The 23,865-nt window shown below is 38.2% G+C and carries 17 protein-coding genes; 5 read left to right on the plus strand and 12 right to left on the minus strand.

The window, feature by feature from the left end; all coding sequences use genetic code 11:
* Window positions 1–19: 19 nt before the first annotated feature.
* The 4 genes from BLR27_RS05890 to BLR27_RS05905 form a co-directional block, all read right to left on the minus strand.
* Window positions 20–463: a MarR family winged helix-turn-helix transcriptional regulator gene (locus BLR27_RS05890; RefSeq protein ID WP_090701831.1), complete on the minus strand. Its 444-nt coding sequence runs from the start codon at window positions 461–463 to the stop codon at window positions 20–22.
* A 108-nt stretch (window positions 464–571) separates the two neighbouring features.
* Window positions 572–3,517 carry a protein translocase subunit SecDF gene (gene secDF / locus BLR27_RS05895; protein WP_090701834.1) on the minus strand — a complete coding sequence of 982 codons (2,946 nt, stop codon included), beginning with the start codon at window positions 3,515–3,517 and terminating at the stop codon, window positions 572–574.
* 113 nt (window positions 3,518–3,630) lie between these two features.
* Complete coding sequence (locus tag BLR27_RS05900) at window positions 3,631–4,116, minus strand: dihydrofolate reductase (RefSeq protein WP_090701838.1); 486 nt, start codon at window positions 4,114–4,116, stop codon at window positions 3,631–3,633.
* 5 nt (window positions 4,117–4,121) lie between these two features.
* Entirely contained in the window at window positions 4,122–4,916 is a 795-nt protein-coding gene (locus tag BLR27_RS05905; protein WP_090701843.1) for a thymidylate synthase, read from the minus strand.
* Window positions 4,917–5,154: 238 nt separating this feature from the next.
* Here BLR27_RS05905 and ispE point away from each other — a divergent pair, with 238 nt between their 5' ends.
* Window positions 5,155–5,958: a 4-(cytidine 5'-diphospho)-2-C-methyl-D-erythritol kinase gene (gene ispE / locus BLR27_RS05910; RefSeq protein WP_090701847.1), complete on the plus strand. Its 804-nt coding sequence runs from the start codon at window positions 5,155–5,157 to the stop codon at window positions 5,956–5,958.
* A gap of 120 nt (window positions 5,959–6,078) precedes the next feature.
* Here the strand turns inward: ispE and BLR27_RS05915 are convergent, their stop codons facing one another.
* From BLR27_RS05915 to tgt, 8 genes are all read right to left on the minus strand, one after another.
* Entirely contained in the window at window positions 6,079–8,184 is a 2,106-nt protein-coding gene (locus tag BLR27_RS05915) for a S9 family peptidase (RefSeq protein ID WP_090701850.1), read from the minus strand.
* Between the two features lie 99 nt (window positions 8,185–8,283).
* Window positions 8,284–9,729, minus strand: a complete 1,446-nt coding sequence (locus BLR27_RS05920) for a SusD/RagB family nutrient-binding outer membrane lipoprotein (RefSeq protein WP_090702290.1) — start codon at window positions 9,727–9,729, stop codon at window positions 8,284–8,286.
* Window positions 9,730–9,740: 11 nt separating this feature from the next.
* Entirely contained in the window at window positions 9,741–12,866 is a 3,126-nt protein-coding gene (locus BLR27_RS05925) for a SusC/RagA family TonB-linked outer membrane protein (RefSeq protein WP_090701854.1), read from the minus strand.
* Window positions 12,867–13,130: 264 nt separating this feature from the next.
* On the minus strand, window positions 13,131–13,421 hold the full coding sequence (locus BLR27_RS05930) for a hypothetical protein (protein ID WP_090701858.1): 291 nt from the start codon (window positions 13,419–13,421) through the stop codon (window positions 13,131–13,133).
* Between the two features lie 147 nt (window positions 13,422–13,568).
* Entirely contained in the window at window positions 13,569–16,412 is a 2,844-nt protein-coding gene (locus tag BLR27_RS05935) for a TolB family protein (RefSeq protein WP_090701862.1), read from the minus strand.
* Between the two features lie 649 nt (window positions 16,413–17,061).
* Window positions 17,062–17,958 (minus strand): DMT family transporter, encoded by an 897-nt coding sequence (locus BLR27_RS05940; RefSeq protein ID WP_090701866.1) that lies wholly within the window; start codon window positions 17,956–17,958, stop codon window positions 17,062–17,064.
* A gap of 6 nt (window positions 17,959–17,964) precedes the next feature.
* Window positions 17,965–19,044: an LptF/LptG family permease gene (locus BLR27_RS05945; RefSeq protein ID WP_176767618.1), complete on the minus strand. Its 1,080-nt coding sequence runs from the start codon at window positions 19,042–19,044 to the stop codon at window positions 17,965–17,967.
* Between the two features lie 3 nt (window positions 19,045–19,047).
* Window positions 19,048–20,178: a tRNA guanosine(34) transglycosylase Tgt gene (tgt, locus tag BLR27_RS05950; protein ID WP_090701871.1), complete on the minus strand. Its 1,131-nt coding sequence runs from the start codon at window positions 20,176–20,178 to the stop codon at window positions 19,048–19,050.
* Between the two features lie 158 nt (window positions 20,179–20,336).
* Here tgt and BLR27_RS05955 point away from each other — a divergent pair, with 158 nt between their 5' ends.
* The 4 genes from BLR27_RS05955 to dprA all read left to right on the plus strand — a co-directional run bounded on the left by BLR27_RS05955 (window position 20,337) and on the right by dprA (window position 23,860).
* Window positions 20,337–21,452, plus strand: a complete 1,116-nt coding sequence (locus tag BLR27_RS05955; protein ID WP_245704453.1) for a glycosyltransferase — start codon at window positions 20,337–20,339, stop codon at window positions 21,450–21,452.
* Window positions 21,443–22,057 carry an RNA polymerase sigma factor gene (locus BLR27_RS05960; protein ID WP_090701875.1) on the plus strand — a complete coding sequence of 205 codons (615 nt, stop codon included), beginning with the start codon at window positions 21,443–21,445 and terminating at the stop codon, window positions 22,055–22,057. Before BLR27_RS05955 ends, BLR27_RS05960 begins: the two co-directional genes overlap by 10 nt.
* Window positions 22,047–22,673, plus strand: coding sequence for a 16S rRNA (guanine(527)-N(7))-methyltransferase RsmG (gene rsmG / locus BLR27_RS05965; RefSeq protein WP_090701878.1), 627 nt, complete (start codon window positions 22,047–22,049; stop codon window positions 22,671–22,673). Before BLR27_RS05960 ends, rsmG begins: the two co-directional genes overlap by 11 nt.
* 89 nt (window positions 22,674–22,762) lie before the next feature.
* A complete protein-coding gene (dprA, locus tag BLR27_RS05970; protein ID WP_090701882.1) occupies window positions 22,763–23,860 on the plus strand; it encodes a DNA-processing protein DprA in 1,098 nt (365 codons plus the stop codon).
* Window positions 23,861–23,865 lie beyond the last annotated feature (5 nt).

Genomic DNA, 23,865 nt, shown 5'->3' on the forward strand with positions numbered 1-23,865 from the left:
TTTCTTAATAAAACAAGGATTATTCGTTCTCCTCGTCAAGATTTTTATATATGGTGTCCAGAATTCTTTTCAAATTCATGTAATCATCCTCCGTAAGGTTCTCCCATGCTTTCATCCGGATCTCCGACATTTTAGGACTCCATGCAGATACTCGTTTATTTCCAAGATCGGTCAGGTGAACATGAAAAGACCTTCTGTCAGTAGGATGAACCTTTCTTTCTGTGAGTCCCTTTCTGCATAGCAGATCTATTATGCGGGTTAGTGTGGGATGATCTTTACCGGTTATTTCTGCCAGCTGACTTTGATTTAAGTCATTGTCGCTGCTCAGGTTCTTTAAAATTAACCATTGATCAACCGTGATATCGTAATTTTCTGCATTAAAGCGACGCTGTGCGTATTGCTTTACCTTTCTTGCCGTACGATCGAGCAGATAAGAATAGGTACTGAATAATTCTGTTGCCATACTTATTGTTAGTGTGACAAATATCTATATAAATTTAATATTTAACAAAAAAAAAAGCATCCGCTTTTGCGGATGCTTTTAAAATACATTGTGATTTTATTTTTAGAATTAAGCTTTTCCTTTTTCCTTAATGAATTCTACAACAAATGGTGTTGCAACGAAAAGGGATGAATAGGTACCGAAAATAACACCTATCAGCATCGCAAAAGAGAATCCTCTTAAGATCTCACCACCAAAGATGAAGATGATAAGGAGAACTGCAATTGTACAGATACCGGTAATAACGGTCCTGCTTAAAGTACTGTTCAGGGCATTGTTTATAACTGAAGGTAAATCTTCGTTCTTAGAATGATGTTGTCCGATGTATTCACGAACACGGTCAAATACAACAACCGTATCATTGATCGAGTAACCCATAACAGTTAATATAGCTGCTACAAAGGCCTGATCTATATCCAGAGAGAATGGAAGCCATCCGTTGAATATGGTGAATATGGCAAGCAATACAAGCACATCATGCACTAGTGCAAGGATTGCCGCAAAACCAAAGGCCATTCTTCTGAATCGTACCAAAATGTACAGGAAGATGACAAGTATTGAGAAAATGACTGCCCATATAGCTGACTTTTTAATGTCATCAGCGATTGTCGGAGTAACTTTTTGTGAATCTTTGATCTCGTAAACCGGATTTATCTTTTTCAATCCTGAAGCAAGTTTTTCATTTACCTGAGCATTAGCCTGATCTGAATTATCATTGATCAGGTATGCAGTTGTAATTTTAACCTGGTTAGAGGTACCGAATGTTTTAACTTCAACAGCGGTTCCGAACTCATCGATCAGAATTGAACGTACATTCTCAACTTCAACTGGTTTGTCAAAAGCTACAAAATAAGCTCTTCCTCCCTGGAAATCTACACCCAGGCTAAACCCTTGCGTGAATGCTGATATTATACCAGCAACAATGATTGCCGCAGATAGAAAATAGAATCGTTTACGACCTGTAATGAAGTCAAATTTAGAATCCTTAAATAAATTCTCAGTTGCTTTGATAGAGAAGCTGATTGGTTTTTTTCTGTCTAATAACCATTCGAATACTAAACGTGAAATGAATATGGCAGCAAACAGTGAGGTTATGATACCGATCATCAGAGTAGTCGCGAATCCAACAATTGGGCCCTGACCAAAGATATAGAGAATAACACCTGTTAAGAAGGTAGTGATATTCGAATCTAAGATCGATGGCATGGCTTTACGGAATCCTTCGGTTATTGCTAATCGAACAGATTTCCCTTCGGCAATTTCTTCACGGATACGTTCATAGATCAGTACGTTGGCATCTACCGACATACCTAAGGAAAGAACGATACCTGCTATACCCGGTAGAGTTAATACAGCTCCTAAGGAAGCAAGTACACCCATCAGGAAGAATAAATTGACCAGTAAAGCAATGTTTGCAACCAGACCTGCAGTACTGTAATACATTCCCATGAAGATCAGAATGAAAATGATACCTGCGATGGTAGAAAGTAAACCTGCAGAGATAGAAGCTGCTCCAAGCGAAGGACCAACTACATAGTCACTTACAATTTTAGCTGGAGCTGGTAATCTTCCTGCTTTAAGAACGTTTGCAAGATCTTGAGTATCTTCTACTTTAAAGCTTCCGCTAATGGATGAAATACCATTTGGAATTTCTCCCTGTACTGTAGGTGCAGAATATACCAGATTGTCTAGTACGATAGCAACACTTCTTTTATTGTTAGGATCTGCTGATGCAGCTGCGGTAATTGTACGCCATGCACGAGCACCATCGGTATTCATGACCATAACTACTTCCGGATTTCCTTTCTGATCATAATCAGAACGGGCATCAGAGATTACATCTCCTTCAAGAGCTGGTCCACCGGCAATACTGCTGGTTTTTAAAGCGTATAACTCAAATACTTTACTTTCTTCAGAAATTGCTTTAACACCCCAGTATAACTTAATATTCTGTGGAATTACTGCTCTGACTGCAGGAGATGAAAGGTATGCATTAACTTTCGCTGTATCTTTTAGGGCAGCATAACCTACAACCGGACCCGGACGTAAATTAGACTGACCGTCTTGTCCCTGGAAAGTTGCAGGATTTAAAAGTGCAAATAATGGATTTTGTTTAGCCTGTTCAGCTTGTAGTTTGCTTTTAATTGCAGCGCTATCAGTGCTGCTGCTATCTTTTTTACCTAATGCAGCAAGTTTACTTTTTGAAGTATCCTGAGCAGCTGCATTTGTTGTATCAACAGATTTTACTGTAGTTGCCAAAATGCTATTTACATTTTGAAGCAATCCGAAGATCTCAGTATTATCATAAGTTTCCCAGAATTCAAGTTTTGCAGATCCCTGTAATAATTTACGAACACGGTCAGGATCTGTAACACCCGGCAATTCGATCAGGATACGATTGGTACCTTGCTGTTTTTGAATATTAGGTGAGGTTACTCCAAATTTATCGATACGTGTACGAAGAATATTGAAGGAAAGATCAATTGCACCATCAGCAGATTTTCTCAGAAAATCTAAAACTGTCTTGTTATCAGCATCAACCTTTAGGTTTGCTGAATTTTCTTTGGTTGCAAATATGGTGGCAAGTCTGGTATTCGGACTAACTTTTTCGAATTCTCTACCAAAAGCAGAAATAAAATCATTATCACCCTGCGCTAATGCTAATTCAGCATTTTTAATAGCCGCATTAAAATTTGCGTCAGTGCTGTTATTAGCAAGGTTACGTACCATTTCACTTAATGAAATCTCCATGGTTACGTTCATACCACCCTTTAAATCAAGTCCCAGTGGAATTTCACGTTCCTTGGCGTATTGATAGGTTATATAATCCAGGCTACCAAAAACAGGTAAAGATGCAACCGAATCGAGATAACTCTTCTCTTTAAGGGCATCTCCTTTTGCAAATTCCTGAGCATCTTTTTCAACTTTATTCGCTATCCATGTGAACGAGAGGGAATACAAACACGCGATTGTAAGCGCTATTGCTGCGAATTTTATTAATCCTTTACCTTGCATTTTATTTTAATTGTCTATTAATGTTGATTTAAGCCTATTTTGGTTAAGACGCCAAAGCTAATTAAATTTTTGTTTTTTGGAATAATTCTTTAGCAGAGAAATATTAAGTAAAATCAGGCCTTGATGTATTTTATAAAACTATAAGAATAAATATTCTTTTCATCAGGCTTTTCGATACAAACTGTGGATTCTTTCCAGTTTTGCTTATCTATGGGAGGAAAAAACGTGTCTGCATCAAAATCATGCTTAATAACTGTCAGATAAATACTGTCAGCAAGCGGCAGAGCCTGCCCAAATATTTGTGCACCGCCAATTATAAATACATCTTTTTCATCCTTGCACAAATCCAGCGCGCCTTGAAGAGAGTCAGTCACTTCTGCACCAGGTATTTCCAGGTTTGATTGACGGCTGATCACAATGTTCCGTCTGTTAGGGAGCACCCTTCCAATAGAATCAAAGGTCTTTCTTCCCATAATTATAGGAAATCCAGTGGTCAGTTTTTTAAAATGAAGAAGGTCTGCCGGTAAATGCCATGGAAGTTTATTGTCTTTTCCAATCCCATTCTTTTCATCTACGGCAACTATCAGATTTATTTCCATATATTTTATATAGCTACTGCTCCTTTAATGTGAGGATGAGGGTCATAATTTTCGAGCTCGAAATCTTCAAATTTAAAATCGAAAATATTTTTGATGTCAGGATTCAGCTTCATGACAGGTAACGGACGGCAATCACGGCTCAACTGGAGTCTGGTTTGATCCAGGTGGTTATTGTATAAATGAGCATCACCAAGGGTATGTACAAAATCACCAGCTTGTAGGCCACATACCTGAGCAACCATCATGGTAAGCAGGGCATAGGATGCGATGTTAAATGGTACACCTAGAAATATGTCAGCACTTCTCTGATAAAGCTGACAGCTCAGTTTTCCGTCGGCAACATAAAACTGGAAAAAACTATGGCAGGGTGGGAGTGCCATGTTTTCAATCTCAGCAACATTCCATGCCGATACGATCAGTCGCCTTGAATCCGGATTTGTTTTGATCTGATCGATTACCTGACTGATCTGATCGATATGTCCTCCGTCTGGCTTGGGCCATGATCGCCATTGGGAGCCGTAAACTGGTCCGAGTTCTCCATTTTCATCAGCCCATTCATCCCAAATGCTTACGCCGTTCTCTTTTAAATAACTGATATTGGTTTCTCCTTTCAAAAACCATATCAGCTCATGAATGATAGACCTCAGGTGCACTTTCTTGGTGGTCACCAATGGAAATCCTTCCTGCAAATTAAATCGCATCTGATAACCGAAAACGCTGATAGTACCTGTACCGGTACGATCATGTTTTTGAGTGCCATTGTGCAGTACCTGCTGCATCAACTCGTGATATTGTTTCATGATCGGGTTATCAGTTTGTTAGGTGGTTAGTTTGTTGTTAGATGGTTAGTTGTCAGTTATCTGTTATCAGTTGTCTGAATGTGTAGTAGAATAAAGTTTCAATCGAATAACCATAAACTTAAAACCTATTACTTACAACTTATAACTTACCACTTATAACTTACAACTTATCTGCAAATAAAATAAATGTATTTTTGTCATCCTACAATTGTTCATAAATAATAGCGATGTTCACAATATGATCCTGTTTCCAAATGCAAAAATAAACATTGGATTAAACATTTTAAGCCGGCGAACTGATGGTTACCATAATCTTGAGACGATCTTTTATCCTCTGGTTATCAGGGATGCATTGGAAGTAGTTGAAGCTGATCAACTTGAATTTACTTCATCAGGTTTGGCAATACCGGGAAATGCCACTGATAATTTATGCATAAAGGCTTATAATTTGTTGGCTCTTGATCATAAATTGCCTCCTGTACACATTCATCTTCATAAACATATCCCCATTGGAGCCGGACTTGGTGGTGGATCTGCGGATGCATCGTTTTTTATCAGATTGATGAATGAGAAGTTCGGATTAGGGATGGATGTTATTCAAATGGAGGCATATGCTTCACAATTAGGCTCAGATTGTGCATTTTTCATAAAAAATAAGCCAGCTTTGGCGGTAGGAAAGGGGGATCAACTACAAACGATTGATCTTGATCTTGGCAAATATTTTATCGTTTTGGTGATGCCTGCAGTTCAGGTTTCTACATCTGAAGCTTACAGGGGAGTAAGTCCCGCAGCAGTTTCAAGTCCACTATCTGATCTGATAAGATTGCCCGTTGAGGAATGGAGGTCTGTCATAAAAAATGATTTTGAACCTTCTGTTTTTTCGCAATATCCCATAATTGGAGAGATTAAATCAAAATTGTACAATGCCGGAGCTTTATTTTCCTCCATGAGCGGAAGCGGTTCTTCGGTATTCGGGATATTTAAGGAAGAGCTGAAATTGCCTGATTTAGAGCAGAATAATAAGATTTTTTATGGAGTATAAATAAAAAATGACAATTGGATATCTGATTTAAACTCAATCATTTTATCCAATTGTCAACTCAATGCTTTCAAAAATTCAGGAATATTGATCCTAAATCTTTAAATTCTAAAATCCTGATCCTTACTTAATCATCAGCTTTCTTTTCAGAAAATCGGCAGTAACCTCACTTACTTTTACTGCATTGGTAAATTTCATCCAGTGATGAGTATCATCAGGAATTGCCAGGTATTCAAAAGCGAATTTTTTGTTTTCAAAACGTCTGGCAAGATCAACACTCTGGCTGAATGATACATTTCGGTCATCATCAGCATGTATGATCAAAGTGGGGGAGGTCCAGGTATCAAGGTAGCTTACAGGAGATGATCTTTTCACCGCTTGTTCTGCCAGCGCAGCGTCAGGAGCGGGTTCTCTTCCGGTAGAAAGCGGACTGCTGAAACGATTATTTACTCCATGGATATCGACACCAGCTGCAAACAGAGGCGAATCTTTAGCCAGGCCGAGTGCAACCAGATAGCCGCCATATGAACCACCATAGATTCCAATTCGTTTGCTGTCAATTCCTGGCTGAGCGGCAAGCCATTCACCGGCTGCTTTAACATCCTGATATTCTGAAGCACCTAAAGCTCCTGCATTTACAGCTTTTTGGAAATTATAGCCATAACCAATGCCCAGCCTGTAATTTACAGAAAGAACTGTAAATCCTAAACTTGTCAGGTATTGGTTCAGCGCATAATCAATGGAGTAATAATCCATGAAATGCCATCCCACCAGCATTTGACGCTGTGGCCCACCATGTACATAAACTATCGCCGGACGTTTAACTGATGAAGATTGTTTAGGCTCAAACAACTGGCCATAAACTGTTTGACCATCAGCAGCTTTAAAGCTTATATGACTGGGTGTAACCAGTTGATTATGAGGAAATCCTGCCGGGATCAAATCTTCCGAAAGAAGTTTAGGTTTCGTACTATTGACACCCATAACAGCAGGTAACAGAGGTCTTTGTGCGTTGGAACTTAAAAATGCGATGTTTGACATGTCACCAGTGATCACTGGATAGGCTTCAATTCCGGTTCCTTTAGTAAGAATTTCCATGTCAGCTTTGTCTACTGAAACTCTTGCAATATGCCTGCGATCAATATCTGCTTTTTCCTTACCTGTATTTGCTGAAAATACAAGCCATTTTCCATTTCCGCTAAGTTTTATATGCTCAACCATGAAATTCCCCGGAGTAAGTAATAATTCCGACCCGCCTGTTGATTTTATAGAGTAAAGATGAGGCCATCCATCCTGGTAGGAAACAAATGTGATCCGGTCAGAAGCTGCCCAGTTTAAATTAGTTCCGCCTTCTGTAGATGGGAATGAGCCTTCCAATGTTTCAGGAGCCTTCCATATCGATCTGCCTTGTCCATTTGAGACATCCACCGTCCAGATTGCCCATGGCTGATGCTTTCTTGCAAATATGGAATCTGTTTCACCGCCAGAACCCGGAGTTCTAATAAACGCGATCTTTTGTCCGTCTGGAGACCATCTTGGTGAAGCATCTCTTGAAAATGAAGGCAATAACCAATTGATTGGTGTTTTTTCATCGGTATAAATGCCAATGAATGAATGATCACCCCTTGATGAAACAAAAGCCAGCCTGCTACCATCTGGCGACCATACAGCAGAGCCATTTGATCCGCGTGAATTAAACAGAGGTTTTGCAGGTGATGATCCATTTATAGTTATTGACCAGATCTGTCCGCCTTTAGTAAAAAGTACCTTTTCACTATTAGGTGAAATAACAGGATTGTCGGCTTCTGCCAATACTATTGGCTGTCCTCCCTCAAAAGGAATGCTGATCACTTGTACCCTTGCACCCATAGGGTCAAAGGAAGGGTTTACAGGCGTGTTCCCTTCGCGGGAGCTATGATCTCCACCTCTTACAAAAACGATCCATTTGCCATCGTCTGAGAGCGTCAGGCTGCTGATCTCTTGTCCGTCATCTTTATCGTAAGCTGTTAATCTTCTTGGACTGAAGTCAGGTCCTTCAGCCACATAAACATTTCTTAAACCTTTTTCATTCATTGCCCATGCAATTCTGGAACCCGCGGAGCTGCTGGTTAATTCTGTAGGAAAGGGATAACTTAAAACACTTTCCAGTGAAAATGATTGTGCCAGAACTTTGCTGGAGTTTAAGAAGAGAAGAAACAGGAATAAGGGAAGTATTATTTTTTTGATCATAGGTTATTGTTTTTTATGTTGATCCTCAACATTAACAAATTCTTTATTCATAAAAAAGCCCTGACCGAAGTCAGGGCTCTAATTAATATCAGGAGGCTATTATAGATCCCACCATAATTTGGTAGTTCTTGCAACCCCTGCAGGAACATTTGTACCGTTTTTACTTCGTTCTCCTAAAGGATAATCGAGTCTTCTGAGGAAAGATGTAAGCACTGCATTTTGCGGCAAAGTGAAGTCTTTATACTTGAAATCATATCTGCGTGCATCATTGAATGCTTCAGGGTTTAAGTAGGTAGCTACATACTTTTCCTTGAAAATGAGATCCATAGTTAGGTTAGTAAAGCCAACAGCTACTCTTGGATCAGCCAGATAAGCATCACGCTCAGCTGTTGGAACCAATAATTTATCCATATTCGCTCGGATACCAGCTAAATATGCTGTATAAGCTCTTTGGCGATCAGATGTGAATGCAGCTTCAGCTTCTATGAATTTAAGCTCGGCATAAGTTACAATTAACAGGGGCGAGGTATCGCTTGTCCATGGTGAGTTGAAAGAAATATAGTTCTCATCCTTGGTTGTATTGTTGAAGGTTCCATTGATTCTGTTACCAGCGCCATTTACTGTACCTATATAAGCCGGGTAGGTAGGGTTTCCAGGAACTACAGTTACATCTGTGATTTTCTTGATCCTTGGATCAAAAAGACCATAGGTTTTTCCGTTCAGGTGATCAACAAATTGTTCTGATAACCATCCGCCAAGACTTAAGGCAGCATTATTTCTGGAAACAGTTGCCCAGTTATTCCGCAATACAAATGTTGCCATTCCTGCATCATCTGAATTGGAAGTATACGAATTTCCTAAAGCGGTTAAGACAGAAGCAGCATTATAGGTGGTAGTCTTACTCGTTTTAATAAGAAGACGAGCTTTTAATGCATAGGCAGTTTTTAACCATTTTGCACGGTCACCAGCATGAATCAGATCACTTGCAGCAGTTAATTTAATGGTTGCTGTGGTTTTTGCAAGTTCAGTGATGGCTTCATCGATAAGAGTCATAGTTGCAGTATGCACAGCCTGATCGGTATCGTATTTAGGCGTGAAATTGCTTGGGTTGAAGGCTTCAGAATATGGAGCAGCTCCCCAAAGGTTATTAACCATCATCAGGTTATAAGCCAGAAGAACATTTGAAACACCCAAATATTCGCTTGAACTCTGTTTGATAGCCAGCTTCTTCATTTCATTGACATCAGCCATTGCAAAATAAAGGGCATCCCACATACCTGTATAATCTATGGTTTCATAGATATCGCTGGCTGCGGCTGCTGTTGGATTTGCAGTGTACTGAACATAGGAAGCAGTATTACTTCCAACTGTAAACGTATTTAATCCGGCTTTGGCTGTTGAAGTTGCCAGAAGAGCCGGAAGTGTAGCTACCGTTACCTGGTTAGGATTGGTGCTAAGCTCATCAAAATAATCTTTGCCGCAGCCCTGTAAGGCTAATGCAGTACCGGCAACTATGATCAGGGAGTATTTATATATTTTATGCATTATCATGATCTTTAAAATCCAACATTAAGTGTAAATAAAAATGTTCTTGCGGCCGGGTAGGTCATACCTGCAGAACCGTCCACATTACTTCCGCTATCTGCAGATAATGATTCTGGATCCAATCCATAATAATCAGTACGCAGGAAGAGGTTATTACCTGTGATAGATATATTCGCATTACGAATAGTCTTTGCAGGCAACCATTTTGATGGTAATGAATAAGAAAGACTTGCAGAACGTAAACGTATCCATGATGCATCCTGAACAAATGGTTCAGAAAGTGATCTATGGTATAGTCTGTAATATCCTTCACCATAATTTACACCATCAGGGCCTACTCTCTGATCTAACCAAACTGATTTAGTATTGGCTGATCCATCAGCAAGGTTTCCAGGGAAAGTGTAGAATGATCTTCTATTTGCAGTATAATCTGCAATACCAAATGCTGAGTTAAAGTTTTCCAATCTGTTGAACTTTTCAAAACCCCAACGAGCATCAATAAGTGTAGATAAGGTCAATTTCTTGTAAGTAAAGTTATTTGAGAATCCACCGATCCAGTCAGGTTGTGAATTACCTAATAATTTTTGCTTGGTTAGAGAAGAAATTGGGAATCCATTAGCACCGATCAATAATGGTTTTGATTTATCAGTGACCATTGGATCTTCTACACTGCTGCCATAATAGCGCAGGTAGTAAGAACCATAGATATTACCATAAGGTTGTCCGGGAATGATTTTAAAAGTTACAGGTGAGTTAATATAACCACCAGTTCCTGATCCATAAACGATCTCGCTTAAACCTTCTTTAAGGCTTATGACCTTATTCCTGTTAGCAGAAAAGTTTAAAGATGCATCCCATGTAAAATCTTTGGTTTTGATTGGAGTACCTCCCAAAACAAGCTCAATTCCCTTATTACGTATTGTTCCTGCATTGATTGAAGCAGTTACGAATCCGGTTGCTGAAGATACTTGAGCTCTTGTGATCTGATCCTTACTTAATGAATAATAATAAGTGAAGTCAAAACTTAAACGGTTCTTAAGAAATGCCATTTCAAGTCCTGCTTCATAGGTATCAGTAAACTCAGGTCTTAAATTCAGATCACCCAGGTTAGACGCGATAGTAAGTCCGGTTGATCCTGTAGGTAAGCCTGTGTAGTTTGAGAAACCAGTCGATGTAGAGTAAGGAGAAGCATCTTTACCAATTTGAGCATAAGATAACCTCAATTTACTTTGTCCGATGAAAGCTGGCAACTTCATGTTGTCAGAAAACACATAACTTAAACTTGCAGAAGGGTAGAAGAATGATCTGTTATCTGCAGAAAGTGTAGATGTGATATCATTACGGCCTGTTAATGTTAAGAATAAGTAGTTTTTATAGTCAAAAGTAGCTTCACCAAAGAAACCGTTTGAACGATATTCATTCATTCCCTGTGATACAGCAAGAGTTTTTGCGTTTACAAGTCTGAAATCATTGTAGATACTTAGAACACTTCCTAAAACACCATTGTCTTTAGTACTTCTGTCATAAAGTTCATAACCCAAACGCAGTGTTCCACTGATATCTTTTGTGATCTGTTTGGTTGCAGTTGCAAGGAATGTAGAGTTAATTGCTCTGTATGTTGTCAGATATTCTCCAACAAAACCATCAGCATTATCATATACAGCCTCACCCGGAAGACCTAATCTTCCCGGAGCAGTACGTTTACGGCTGTCGGTATAAGTATCAACACCAACACGGTAGTTGAAATTTAACCAGCTGGTTGGAGCGTAACCCACATTCGCACCAGCGATATAACGGTTAACATTATCCTTTAATCTGTTTGTAGCAGCACCAAAAATAGGGTTATTGGTTCCTCTGTATTTTTGAGTGCCATTTTCGTTGATATAATCTCTAACATCCCAACGACCTGAATAATACGTTAAACTCTCACCATAACGGTCGGCATCATAACGATAACCTCCGGAATTGTTAAAGCTCATATTTACACCTGCAACAATTTTCGGACTGATCTTGATGTCAGTATTTAACCTTGCTGATAAGTTTTGATAATCAGTGAATGGTAACATACCATCATGATTGAACTGAGATACTGAAGAAAAGAATTTAACTACATCTGAACCACCGGCAACAGAAACAGTGTTTCTTAACTGGCTGCCTGTATCAAATGCGTTTTTGTAATTTTCATATATGAAATCAGGATGGGTTGGGTCAATTACTTTTGCTTCAGCAATTGTTGGTCCCCATGCTGGTCCCAGGCCTATTGGTGTATAAACCCCAAGGATACCCGCTGTATATTCTTTTTGAATGGCTGGTGTTTTATTAACGTTTTCGAAACCGTAAGTGCTTGTGAAGTTTGTTCTTACTCCTGCGCCTTTACCTTTTCTTGTCGTGATTAAAACAACACCATTTGATCCTCTAAGACCATATAAAGCTGTTGCAGCACCACCTTTTAGAATATTGATCGTTTCAATATCATCCGGATTTATGTCCGATGCTCTGTTTCCCACAGAACGTACGTTTGCACCTGATCCAGATCCTTGAGTAGAGGTTGAGTTGTCAATTTGTATACCATCAATTACATACAAAGGATCATTTGAAGCAGATGCATCAATTGAGTTTATACCTCTGATGCGGATATTTGCTCCCTGACCGGGACCACCACCTACACTGGAAATGGTTGCACCTGCAACTTTACCCTGCAATGCGTTTAGAATGTTTGGCTGACGATTAATATTCAGTTCTTCAGCTTTTACACCCTGAGCAGCATATCCTAATGATTTCTGCTGACGGGAAATACCTAATCCTGTAGTTACTATAACTTCTTCCAGTTGTTTACTATCAGTATTCATCGCAACATTGATTGTACTTTGTGTACCTACACGAATCTCCTGTATGGAGAAACCAATGAATGTAAATACCAGAGTAGCATCATTGTTAGGTACCTGGATGCGGTAATTACCATTTGGGTCTGTTGTAGCCCCGGTACTTGTACCTTTTACTCTAACGCTTACTCCCGGAAGTGTACTTCCGTCTTCTGCGATGGTAACTTTGCCATTTATTTCTCTAACCTGGGCGCTTGCGCTTAAAGTCAGAAATAATAAAATGGGCAGAAAAAAGAGGGTATAGATTTTTTTCATAAAAACACGATTAAATTGTGAATAATTGGGAAAATTATGAAAAAATAATAGGGAAATGAAAATTAATCCCTAATTCATTGAATTAAGCAGATGGATTCAGGGGTTTCAAATGAAATTTTGAATTATTAGTGCAAATACCCGGATTATGTATTTGTTGAATATTATGGCTTGCTTTTCTGAGCATTCTCAATAAATTCTTCTACAGGTCTGATATGATGATCATAATTTAGATCTTCTATTCCTGATTAATTTACTGATGATAAATTATCGAATATATTCACGATCCTCATCGCTTAGATGATCCTTCTTATCGGTATTGGGTTCAATATACTCATCTTCATTATTTTCAATGTAATTTTTGACCATTGGTTTTTTCCCTGGCCTTCCTGCCATAAATCCAACGATAAGACCCAGACCAAACATGAATCCGAGAACTGCTAGTTTTGGAATTTTCGCATCTCCGAAAATCCAGAAATGGATTTCGTCAGTATTGTTCATCAGGATTATTGTTACCAGTACAGAAATGACAATTATAGATATTGTTTTAAATGACATAGAGTTTAAGGCTTAGCTGTTCGAATATCGGATTTTGAACCCATAAAATTGCAAATATTTAAATCCATGGATTATTTGTATCTCAAATTGATCATTTAGCAGAAAAACTTATGCTGAAAGTCCATGCTTTATATAAATTTACTCATTTCAATAATTGTAAGTAAAGCCGATTTCAAAAATTGGTTTATTGTTTCGAAGCTCATTCGAAAAGATCAGTTTTCCTGCCAGATCAAAATCCGGAAGGAAAAATCTCATTAGATTCATATCAGCACTTAATTCCAATCCGAAAGTACGGGGTTGAAATGCCGCCCCTTTACCAATATTCTCAAAGTCTGCGAATAACCCTCCCTTGATTCTTTTGATGTAAGCTAAAGGGCCGATCTCTGCATCAGGATAAAATAGCGGAAAGCGATAATCAATTAGCAGTGTATTTCTAAGGCTGGCAGTTGGTCTTAAATTGTTATAACCGCTGATCTTTGGGATCTCAATATTGAATTCATAGGCTCCGTTGCTTTCCTGATAGTTAAAGCTTGTCTGAAAGGAATGATTGCTAAACAGACCGGGTGCGAAAAGTGTACTTCTGAATGCGAGCAAAGTTCCATTTAGTTGATTTTCAAAAGGCAAATGAAAATAAGATATTGAAAAATTTTGTCCCCATCTCGGTGCAAGGTCACGAAGGCTTCGTTGGGTATTTCTGCTGAAATATGCTGTATATTTCATTGGAAATTCCAGGTTTTCGATGAAATTACCGGGCTTATTTTGAATTTCATAGCGTGAAGTATAACTGCTGGAGCTCAAAAAACCCATATTGTACGTTTTGTTTAGTTTATTGAATGTGAAAGGTACACTCACCTCCATTTCGGTGAAATTTTCCCGCCAATTAACAGGGACAAGACTATTGTTTTGACGAACATTAACCTGTCGGGCACGATTGATATATCTCAGGTCAAAAATGGGGTAGAATCGCTTGTAGGTAATGCCTGCCAGATACTCACTTCTTTTCAGACCTGAATTAAACTGGTAGCCCGTATAAAGATCCAGTGTATTTAGCTTGTTGTTAGATCTGAGCTTCAGGCCAATATTCAGTTCATTATTCTGATCATTTTCCTCTGCAATTGGTGAAACACTATGGAAATAGAAGAGATTTTTAATTTCTTTGAATGGTTTACTGCTGTATTTATTATTTGGAATATTATCCAGTATTGTAGAATTAGCCTCCTGCTCAACCAAAGGGGCAGCATAGTCAATGAAGTTATTTTTTGAATTAAAAGAACTGCTGCTTGTTTTTGGCTCATAGGTGACTGAAGCAATATCATATCCCGTTACCTGATAATTATTAAAGATAACAGTATTGCTTTCGGAATGATAGGAGGGGTTTGAAGCTCCGAAACTCACATTTGTGAGCGCTTTGGCTTCAGAAGAACCTTTGGCGATATAGTAAATATTGTTAATGCCGTTGTAATGGGCTCTGAATAGCACACTATTGCCTGCATAAACAGGCCGACTGATTTGCTGCAAGGCAAATGGCATTAATATTACGGTGCTTCCATCAGCGGCATTGAATTCTATCAGTGATGAACCATCTTTACTCGTGACTACACAAATGATTTTGTCTCCTGAATCGTTGTAGGACGGTGCTTGTAAGGTTTGTCCTGATTTAGTGAGATATTCTTTCAGTTCCGTGCCGGTTTCTGAGTCCAGCTCTACCAGGAGGTTCCTGTTATCTTCTCTGACCTTAACCGCTACTATTTTTTTTCCATCCGCGGATAATGCTGGCGAGAATAGTCGGCTTTTATTTGTAATTTGCTTGTAAACCCCACTTTTAATATCGTAGGTATTGATGACATTGAATGATCTTTTAAAATAGCGAACGTCAAATCTCAATTCATCCCAAACTAGTTTACCAGCGGCATATTTAAAATTCGGCTCAGTTTGAAAACCGATCTTTTTTAGAGTTTTTTCATTTCCCGACTCGTCGATCAAAATAAGGCTTGGGGTATTGTTCAGACTATGCTTTAGGACGATGGTTTTGTTAGAAAAAATCCTGACCGGGAATAAATAGTCGGCAGGTAATTCGTCCTTCCTTTTATTCAATTTTGGATATTCTGATGGCCGGACCAGATTAGCCTGATTTTGCCATAATTGCTTCAATTCTGTGATGGTTGAATCGTGAAGAGTCCTGCTGCTCATTCCTGTGAATTTTTTTATTGAATTGCTCAGGTTATAAGGGCGAACCGGGTTCCTGGAAATACGACTCATGATGCTGTCCATAATGCCCTTCCCGAAATCTCTTCGAAGCTTGGTAGTCATGAAATATCCTAACTGATAATAACCGGGTGTCCGGTCTTTAAAAGAACCCAGGTAATTTTTAGAATAGGAGTAGGTTTTGTTACTTAGTGTATTTGTTCTAAAAATTAACTCCCATTCAGGAAGCCTTCCGCGACCTGCATGACTGAGTGCTGTTTCAATGCCAACAGCATCCCCTTCGAAGAACCATGGAGGTAGTGAGATACCGAAAATTGCTAATGCTAATTCCTCAAAAAAAGGAGCCTTTAGTCCGGGAGTTAATTTGTCAAACTGTACTACATGCCGGAGCTCATGAACTGCCAGACTATTCAGCCAGTCCTGAAAGTCGAGATTCTGGGGTGGGGTAGTATAGAACTCTGAACGGCGTGGTGCAAGCTGGACAAAGCCATTGGATATGACAGACTGGTTCTGCAAAATGATCGAAATTTTTCGTGGGGTTTTGTTCAAAGATTTGCTTACTCCATTGATAATATGCTCCAGCGTATTTGCCATTCTCCGGGCTTCATCAGACAGCACAGTAGGGTAGATGATCTGAAAATTGGATGTGTTTATTTGTTCCCACTTTACACCAGGAGGGTTCTGCTCATTGCTGAAAAACTGCGAAAAACTGTATAGTGAATTAAAGCATAATATTATAGTACTTAAAATACTGATAAATAAATACTTATGATTGTTATTATTCATATTAAAAATAGTTTGCTAAAATATTTAGTCTGGCAGCTTTTTGTTTGAAATTTTTATATAAACTCAATATTTATATTATCAATATAAATAATTGATTATTAATTATTTATATATTTTATTTAATTCAATTAAATTCAAATAAAATGATTTTAATTAGTCGAAAATGCAGATTTTCTTATAGTTTTTAACCGTAACTAAAAAACTTGTTTGATGAAGCCTTTTCTACACTAAGCTATTTCATTTTTATGAATGTACGATAATTAGGGTACACCTTGTTAACAATAAACACGGGCAGGTTTATTTTATACCGGAGAGAAATGTCTATTCTGTTTTTTATGCATGGATCATTGAATTAATCAATAAAACCGGAGTATCTAAGTCCGATGTTTTTTTAGCCTTTTACTTCCACTATACTCGTCCGTATTTTAAATAAACGGATATCTTAAATGAAAGTTTAGGCTCTGCAATTTTTATTGAGATCCAGGGGTCTGAGTTCTTCCCATTTCAAAAAAGAGAGTGATGTTCTTCTGTTATAAAAAGTGATGATTCTAACAAGTGTATTTTACTGCTTCAAGATATTTTATTGTTTGGAAAAACACAGCTGAATTTTGGATACTTAGTGTATAAAACTTCTCCCCTACCCGATGGGTTATTTGGATATTTTTTTTCTTTTCATGTTCTTTATATAAGGAAACATAAAGATCGTGCTAAGAATTACCAGGGCTCCGGCATAGAATCCGATCGTCATTTGTTCCCTCTTTCCAAAGAAAAGAAAGGCCAGAATTATCCCGTAAACAGGTTCAAGATTTGTAATCAGTGCAACTCTGAATGCTGATAATTCTTTCATAACTGCCACTCCAGACACGTATGCAACCGAGGTGCAAACCGTTCCAAGGATGAATAAAAAGGCCAGATCTGTAGGATTGAGGCTCACAGGAGCCTTGAAACCCTCTGAAATTAATAAATAGACAGAAACCCACACCCATGCCCCGATTAGCTCATAGAAGCTTATAATGGCTGCAGGGCGATTCTGAATTTGCTTGGAATTTATAATAGAGAAAATGCTAGCACAAAAAGCACTTAAAAGCCCGCAAATTATTCCGACTGAATACCTGGATTCAAATTTAAATATCATGTAAATGCCAGAGATTATTAGAAGTCCTGTTAAGATCTCCAGTTTAGAAATCCGTTGTTTTTTTAGAATTGGTTCTAAAATAGCAGTAAATAAAGTAAGGGAGGAAAGGCTGACCAGGGCCACAGATACAGTGGAAGATTTGATCGATTGAAAGAACAATATCCAATGGAGTGCTACGATAGCTCCTGTAAAAAAGAGTTTTAAAAAGGTCTCCTTTGAAACGCTGATCGGTATTTTTTTATATACGAAATAAGCATACAAACTGACGAATGCAATGAGAACCCTGTACCAGACAAGGTATGTAGCATCAATAGAAATCAATGCACCGAGGATGCCCGTAAACCCCCAGATAAAGACGGTTATGTGTAAGATGACAAGGTTCCGGCTGACAGGGCTTTTAGAAGAAGGCATGAAGAATTATTTTGGAGCTTTTATTAATAGATAAATGCCAAGGATCCCGAAAATTACATTCGGAATAAATACGGCCATCAGTGGAGGCAGGCCTCCTTTTAAGGCAAACATATTGGCAAATTGTATAAATAATATATAGGCAAAACTTAAAAATATACCAACACCAAGAGGTAGGCCAATACCTCCGCGAACCTTGCGTGATGATAATGAAACACCCATAAGGGTCAATACATAAGCAGAGAGAGGATAAACAAAACGTTTATATTTCTCAAGCTGAAGGTCTACCATTACCCCGGTTCCCCTTGTTTCCTCTTTATCAATACGTTCATTTAACTCACGCATATTCATTGCCTGATAAATGTTGTCATATATCTCAAAGTCTTTGGGACGCATGTCAAGCGTAGTGTCTTTCCGGGTACCTATATCCATACTTTCCTTAAGCCCATCTATTTTTCTAATTGAATAGTTTTCAATGATCCACTTTGATTTAAGTGAGTCCCATGTAATCTTATCAGCTACTAATTTTTCTTTAAGATCATAACCCGAGAATTTTTCCAAAATGAATTTGTAGCCTGTTTTCTGGTTATTATCAAAATTTTCAATGTAAACATAGCTGTTCTTGTCGATCTGCATATGGGTATACATCTTGGAATTGTCAGATTTGGGATTGACATAAATGTTTTCAAAATCAATCTTTAGTTCATTGGTTTCCGGTATGATGAACAGGTTAAAGATCAGGGTAACAATAAAAATTACGGTTGACGAAATGAAATAGGGCCATAAAAAACGCTTAAAACTTACTCCGCTACTCAGAATAGGTACGATCTCCGTTTGATCGGCCATCTTTGCGGTAAAAAATATGACTGCAATAAAATTTATCAGGGGTGAAAGGAAATTTAAATAAAAGGGAATGAAGCCGGCATAATAACTAAACAGGATCTCAGAGACCGGGGCGTTATGCCGTAAAAAATCATCCAGTTTCTCAGAAACATCAAAAATGACGATGATCACCGTGAAAATAGCCAGAGTAAATGAAAATGTACCCAGGTATTTCTTAATGATATACCAGTCAATGATCTTGATCATGCCTTATAAACGTTGAGCTAGCTGAATAACCATTTTATTTTTCCACTCAGTAAATTCTCCTGAAATGATCTTTTCTCTCGCTTCATTCACAAGCCATAAATAAAAATTCAGGTTGTGTAAAGTTGCGATCTGAGCTCCAAGGATCTCTTTGGAATGTGCCAGATGTCTAAGATAAGCCTTTGTATAGTTTCTATCAGCAAAAAGGTCGCTATCTTCTTCGATAGGAGAAAAATCATTCTTCCATCGCTCATTCCGGATGTTAATAATACCATTCTTTGTAAAAAGCATACCATTTCTTGCATTCCTTGTTGGCATTACACAATCAAACATGTCGATCCCAAGGGCAATATTTTCCAAAAGATTGATAGGAGTACCTACACCCATCAGATAGCGTGGTTTATCTTTTGGAAGGATATCACATACAATTTCTGTCATTTCATACATCTCCTCAGCCGGCTCACCAACTGAAAGTCCGCCGATTGCATTCCCCTCACGTTCGAATGAAGCGATCATTTCTGCCGATTGTTTTCTTAAGTCCTTATAGACCGAACCCTGGATAATCGGAAAAAGTGTCTGATCAAAACCATATATAGGCTCTGTAGTATCAAATCGTTCGCAACAGCGTTTTAGCCAACGATGGGTCATTTCCATCGACCTTCGTGCATATCCATATTCGCATGGATAGGGGGTACATTCATCAAAGGCCATAATAATATCAGCGCCAATGATCCGCTGAGTATCCATTACTGATTCAGGAGTAAATAAATGTTTGGATCCGTCAATATGGGATCGGAATGTGACGCCTTCTTCTTTTATTTTTCGTACACCAGACAGAGAATAGACCTGGTATCCGCCACTATCGGTAAGAAGTGGTCCGTTCCATCCATTGAATTTATGTAATCCACCCGCCAATTGCAGGGTTTCAAGTCCGGGCCTTAAATATAAATGATAGGTATTACCAAGTATGATCTGGGCTTTAATATCATTTGACAATTCATGCTGATGCACGGCCTTAACTGACCCTGCAGTGCCTACAGGCATGAAAATAGGTGTCTTTATCACTCCATGGTCGGTAGTGATCTCGCCTGCACGTGCCTTAGAATTTTTATCTTCTGCCTCTAGTTTAAATTTCATTCAAAAATTAATAATCGGGGCAAAAATAGCAAAATATAAACTGCCGCTGAGGGGAGCGGAAATTATGAAGAGTTTATTTCAGTTTATTTTATAAACAATGCCAATTGTTGGTTGAAAAATCAGAAATTTACCCCCTATTCAAAAGTTTAATTTAACGCGTGGATTATTTTTATATTTCAATTGTAATTTCCTTACAGATCTGTTTATTACTTCAACTTTATTACGTTATTGTAATTCACCGAAAATTAGCTTCCTTCAAAGTTCCGGAATCAGATACACAGATAAAATCGCCAGTTTCAGTGATCATTTGTGCCAGAAATGAAATAGAAAATCTTAAGAAAAACCTTGTCCCGATACTTAGTCAGAATTATCCTGATTTTGAAGTCATTGTTGTCAACGATTGCTCCAATGATAGTTCAGATTGGTTTTTGCGCGACCTGTCAATGGAATACAAAAATTTAAAAGTTGTAACTATAAATGATCATCCTCGTTTTAAGCATGGTAAAAAGTTTGCAGTTACATTAGGTATCAAGGCCGCAAAAAATGAGAATTTGGTCTTTACAGATGCTGATTGCAGACCTTCATCAGACCAATGGCTGACGCATATGCAGAATAATTTTAACGGAAACACTGAAATTGTACTTGGATACTCGCCTTATGAGATAAAAAGTGGATTTCTTAATAAGTTTATCCGTTTTGAGACCTTTATTACTGCTCTTAATTATCTTTCTTATGCATTGAGAGGCATTCCTTATATGGGAGTAGGCCGTAATATGGCCTATAAGAAATCCTTGTTTTTCAGGGGTAAGGGATTTGCTTCACATATGCATATTTTATCCGGTGATGATGATCTGTTTGTGAATCAGAATGCAAACAGCCTTAACACTATGATTGAGATTCATCCGGATTCTCATGTTTGGTCGGAACCTAAAAATTCCCTGTCAGGATTCCTTTCACAAAAATTTCGTCATCAGGGTGCCGGAAAAGCATATAAAAAGCAGCATAAGAAAATGCTGACCATCCAGGTGTTGTCAGGAATTTTATTTTATCTCTTCCTCTTTGCTTTAATAGCTATTAAAGGACAATGGTGGTTAATTACTGCAGTCTTTTTTATACGAATGCTGGTACAGGTGCTGGTCTATATTCCAATATTAAAGAAATTAAAATACATAGATCTTATCTGGTGGATGCCTGTATTTGATTTCATTTATTACATTTATATCATGCTTTTAAGCTTAATATCTATTTTCAGGAAGAAAGTTGAATGGAAATAAATCCCAATTTCTCGGCGAACGCCAGAAACGACTTTAACCTTGTTTCCAGAGCTAAAGACGGAGATCAGAAAGCGTATGCAGAATTAATGCAGCGTTATAAGGACTCTATTTATTTTATGGCCCTGAAAATGGTCAATAATAAGGATGATGCGATGGATCTCACTGTTGAGACATTTGGAAAAGCATTTGAAAATTTAGAAAAATATAAGCCTGATTTTGCCTTCAGTACCTGGTTATTTAGGATTGCGACTAATAATTGTATAGATTTTATCAGGAAAAAGAGGCTCAATGTTGTTTCCTTGCATACTCTTTCTGAAGAGGATGGGGAAGAGAAACATATGCAGGTTCGTGCTGAAGGCTTGAATCCGGAAGAAACCTCCATCAAGAAGCAGGAAAGTGAGAAACTTAAACATATTGTTGAGCAATTACCATTAAGGTACCGTACGCTGATCATATTAAGATATTATGATGAGCAGTCCTATGAGGAGATCGCGCAACAACTGGATATTCCGCTTGGGACTGTAAAGGCGCAACTTTTTCGCGCCAGGGATCTGATGGGCAATATTATAAATCGTAAAAAGAAAAATCTTAGAAGTGACTTCTGAAATAATATCTCAATACTTTCCTGACCTAAGTCAGACTCAAAAGGATCAATTTGATGCCCTTGATGAGCTGTATCGTTTTTGGAATGCGAGAATTAATCTCATTTCCAGGAAGGATATTGACATGCTCTATCTGCACCATATTCTACATTCATTGGCTATTGCAAAAGTTGTTTCTTTTTTGCCCGGCGAAAAAGTATTGGATGTTGGTACCGGTGGGGGATTCCCCGGAATTCCTTTAGCAATATTGTTTCCTGATACTGATTTTCATTTAGTTGATTCAATTGGAAAGAAAATAAAGGTAGTTCAGGAAGTTGCACTTGCCTTAGGATTGAAAAATGTAAGGGCAACTCATGCAAGAGCTGAACAGATCGATGAGAAGTTTAATTTTGTTGTTTCCAGAGCAGTCACCAAATTATCCGATTTCTATCCATGGGTAAAAGGGAAATTTGAGAAGAAATCATTAAATACTCTGCAAAACGGTATATTGTATCTTAAAGGTGGTGATCTTGATCAGGAAATAAAAGAATCAGGATTAAAGGCTGAATTGATCCCACTTCCGGATTATTTTAAGGAAGATTATTTTGACACAAAATACGTGGTATATATCCCACAATAATAATCAGTAGTTTTTTACTGATATGCGGCATCCCCAATGCTGTTGGTTTTTAAATTTCTGAGTTTAATTATTGACAATAATCATTAAGGATGTCTTTATTCCATCAAATTGCCCTTTCTTGCCTTCCAGGTATTGGTTCAGTTCTTGCCAGAAATCTGCTCAGCTATTTCGGAAATGAAGAAGAAGTGTTTAAAGCTAAAAGCAGACATCTTGGAAAAGTGCCTGGTATCGGACCAAAAACAAAGGAACTTATCATTAAACATGAGGTATTTAAGTTTGCAGAACATGAACTTAAATTCATTGAGAAATATAAGATCAAACCTTTTTTTTTGACAGATGGAGATTATCCCAAAAGACTGCGGAATTGTTCTGATGCTCCGGTAATGCTCTATTTTAAGGGGAATGCTGATCTGAATAATACGAAAATAATCAGCATTGTAGGAACAAGAAATGCCACAGATTATGGCAAAGAGATATGTAAAAATCTGATTGCTGATCTAAAGATTCATGATCCATTGGTAGTAAGCGGACTTGCCTACGGGATTGATGGTGCCGCTCATAAGGAATCCTTGAAATTGGATATTCCTTCAATTGGAGTACTTGCTCACGGGCTTGACCGCATTTATCCGGCTCAGCATCGTAATATGGCCGAAAAAATGCTTGATTGCGGTGGATTGCTCACTGAATTTATGTCGGGAACAATTCCTGACCGTGAGAATTTTCCAAAGCGAAATCGAATAATTGCGGGATTATCAGATGTTACGATCGTTGTGGAAGCCAATATCAAAGGTGGGGCATTGATCACTGCTGAACTTGCAAATTCATATAACAGGGATGTTTTTGCTTTTCCCGGAAGGATCAATGATGAGTTCAGTCTTGGATGTAATTATCTGATCAAAACACATCGGGCTAATCTGATTACTAAAGCAGCAGATATTGAATATATCATGGGATGGAACAGGGATATTGAAAAACCGGTTAAACCACAATTAAGCCTCCTGATCAATTTGACAGAAGATGAACAGGTCATTGCCAATGTACTTTCTTCAAATGGGAGTGTAGCTGTGGATGAATTGTCTTATTTAACCGGATTGCAGCAGAGCAGGCTGGCAGTTACTCTTCTGGGGATGGAAATGAAGGGAACCATTACATCTTTGCCTGGAAAGGTCTATAAACTGGTCCAGTAAGATGT

This window comes from Daejeonella rubra, assembly GCF_900103545.1.
Lineage (GTDB): Bacteria > Bacteroidota > Bacteroidia > Sphingobacteriales > Sphingobacteriaceae > Daejeonella > Daejeonella rubra.

What these genes read in the sequence shown, in the direction of transcription:
- BLR27_RS05890 (WP_090701831.1), bottom strand. Translation starts at nt 463, where the DNA reads ATGGCAACAGAATTATTCAGTACCTATTCTTATCTGCTCGATCGTACG.
- secDF (WP_090701834.1), bottom strand. Translation starts at nt 3,517, where the DNA reads ATGCAAGGTAAAGGATTAATAAAATTCGCAGCAATAGCGCTTACAATC.
- BLR27_RS05900 (WP_090701838.1), bottom strand. Translation starts at nt 4,116, where the DNA reads ATGGAAATAAATCTGATAGTTGCCGTAGATGAAAAGAATGGGATTGGA.
- BLR27_RS05905 (WP_090701843.1), bottom strand. Translation starts at nt 4,916, where the DNA reads ATGAAACAATATCACGAGTTGATGCAGCAGGTACTGCACAATGGCACT.
- ispE (WP_090701847.1), top strand. Translation starts at nt 5,155, where the DNA reads ATGATCCTGTTTCCAAATGCAAAAATAAACATTGGATTAAACATTTTA.
- BLR27_RS05915 (WP_090701850.1), bottom strand. Translation starts at nt 8,184, where the DNA reads ATGATCAAAAAAATAATACTTCCCTTATTCCTGTTTCTTCTCTTCTTA.
- BLR27_RS05920 (WP_090702290.1), bottom strand. Translation starts at nt 9,729, where the DNA reads ATGCATAAAATATATAAATACTCCCTGATCATAGTTGCCGGTACTGCA.
- BLR27_RS05925 (WP_090701854.1), bottom strand. Translation starts at nt 12,866, where the DNA reads ATGAAAAAAATCTATACCCTCTTTTTTCTGCCCATTTTATTATTTCTG.
- BLR27_RS05930 (WP_090701858.1), bottom strand. Translation starts at nt 13,421, where the DNA reads ATGTCATTTAAAACAATATCTATAATTGTCATTTCTGTACTGGTAACA.
- BLR27_RS05935 (WP_090701862.1), bottom strand. Translation starts at nt 16,412, where the DNA reads ATGAATAATAACAATCATAAGTATTTATTTATCAGTATTTTAAGTACT.
- BLR27_RS05940 (WP_090701866.1), bottom strand. Translation starts at nt 17,958, where the DNA reads ATGCCTTCTTCTAAAAGCCCTGTCAGCCGGAACCTTGTCATCTTACAC.
- BLR27_RS05945 (WP_176767618.1), bottom strand. Translation starts at nt 19,044, where the DNA reads ATGATCAAGATCATTGACTGGTATATCATTAAGAAATACCTGGGTACA.
- tgt (WP_090701871.1), bottom strand. Translation starts at nt 20,178, where the DNA reads ATGAAATTTAAACTAGAGGCAGAAGATAAAAATTCTAAGGCACGTGCA.
- BLR27_RS05960 (WP_090701875.1), top strand. Translation starts at nt 21,443, where the DNA reads ATGGAAATAAATCCCAATTTCTCGGCGAACGCCAGAAACGACTTTAAC.
- dprA (WP_090701882.1), top strand. Translation starts at nt 22,763, where the DNA reads ATGTCTTTATTCCATCAAATTGCCCTTTCTTGCCTTCCAGGTATTGGT.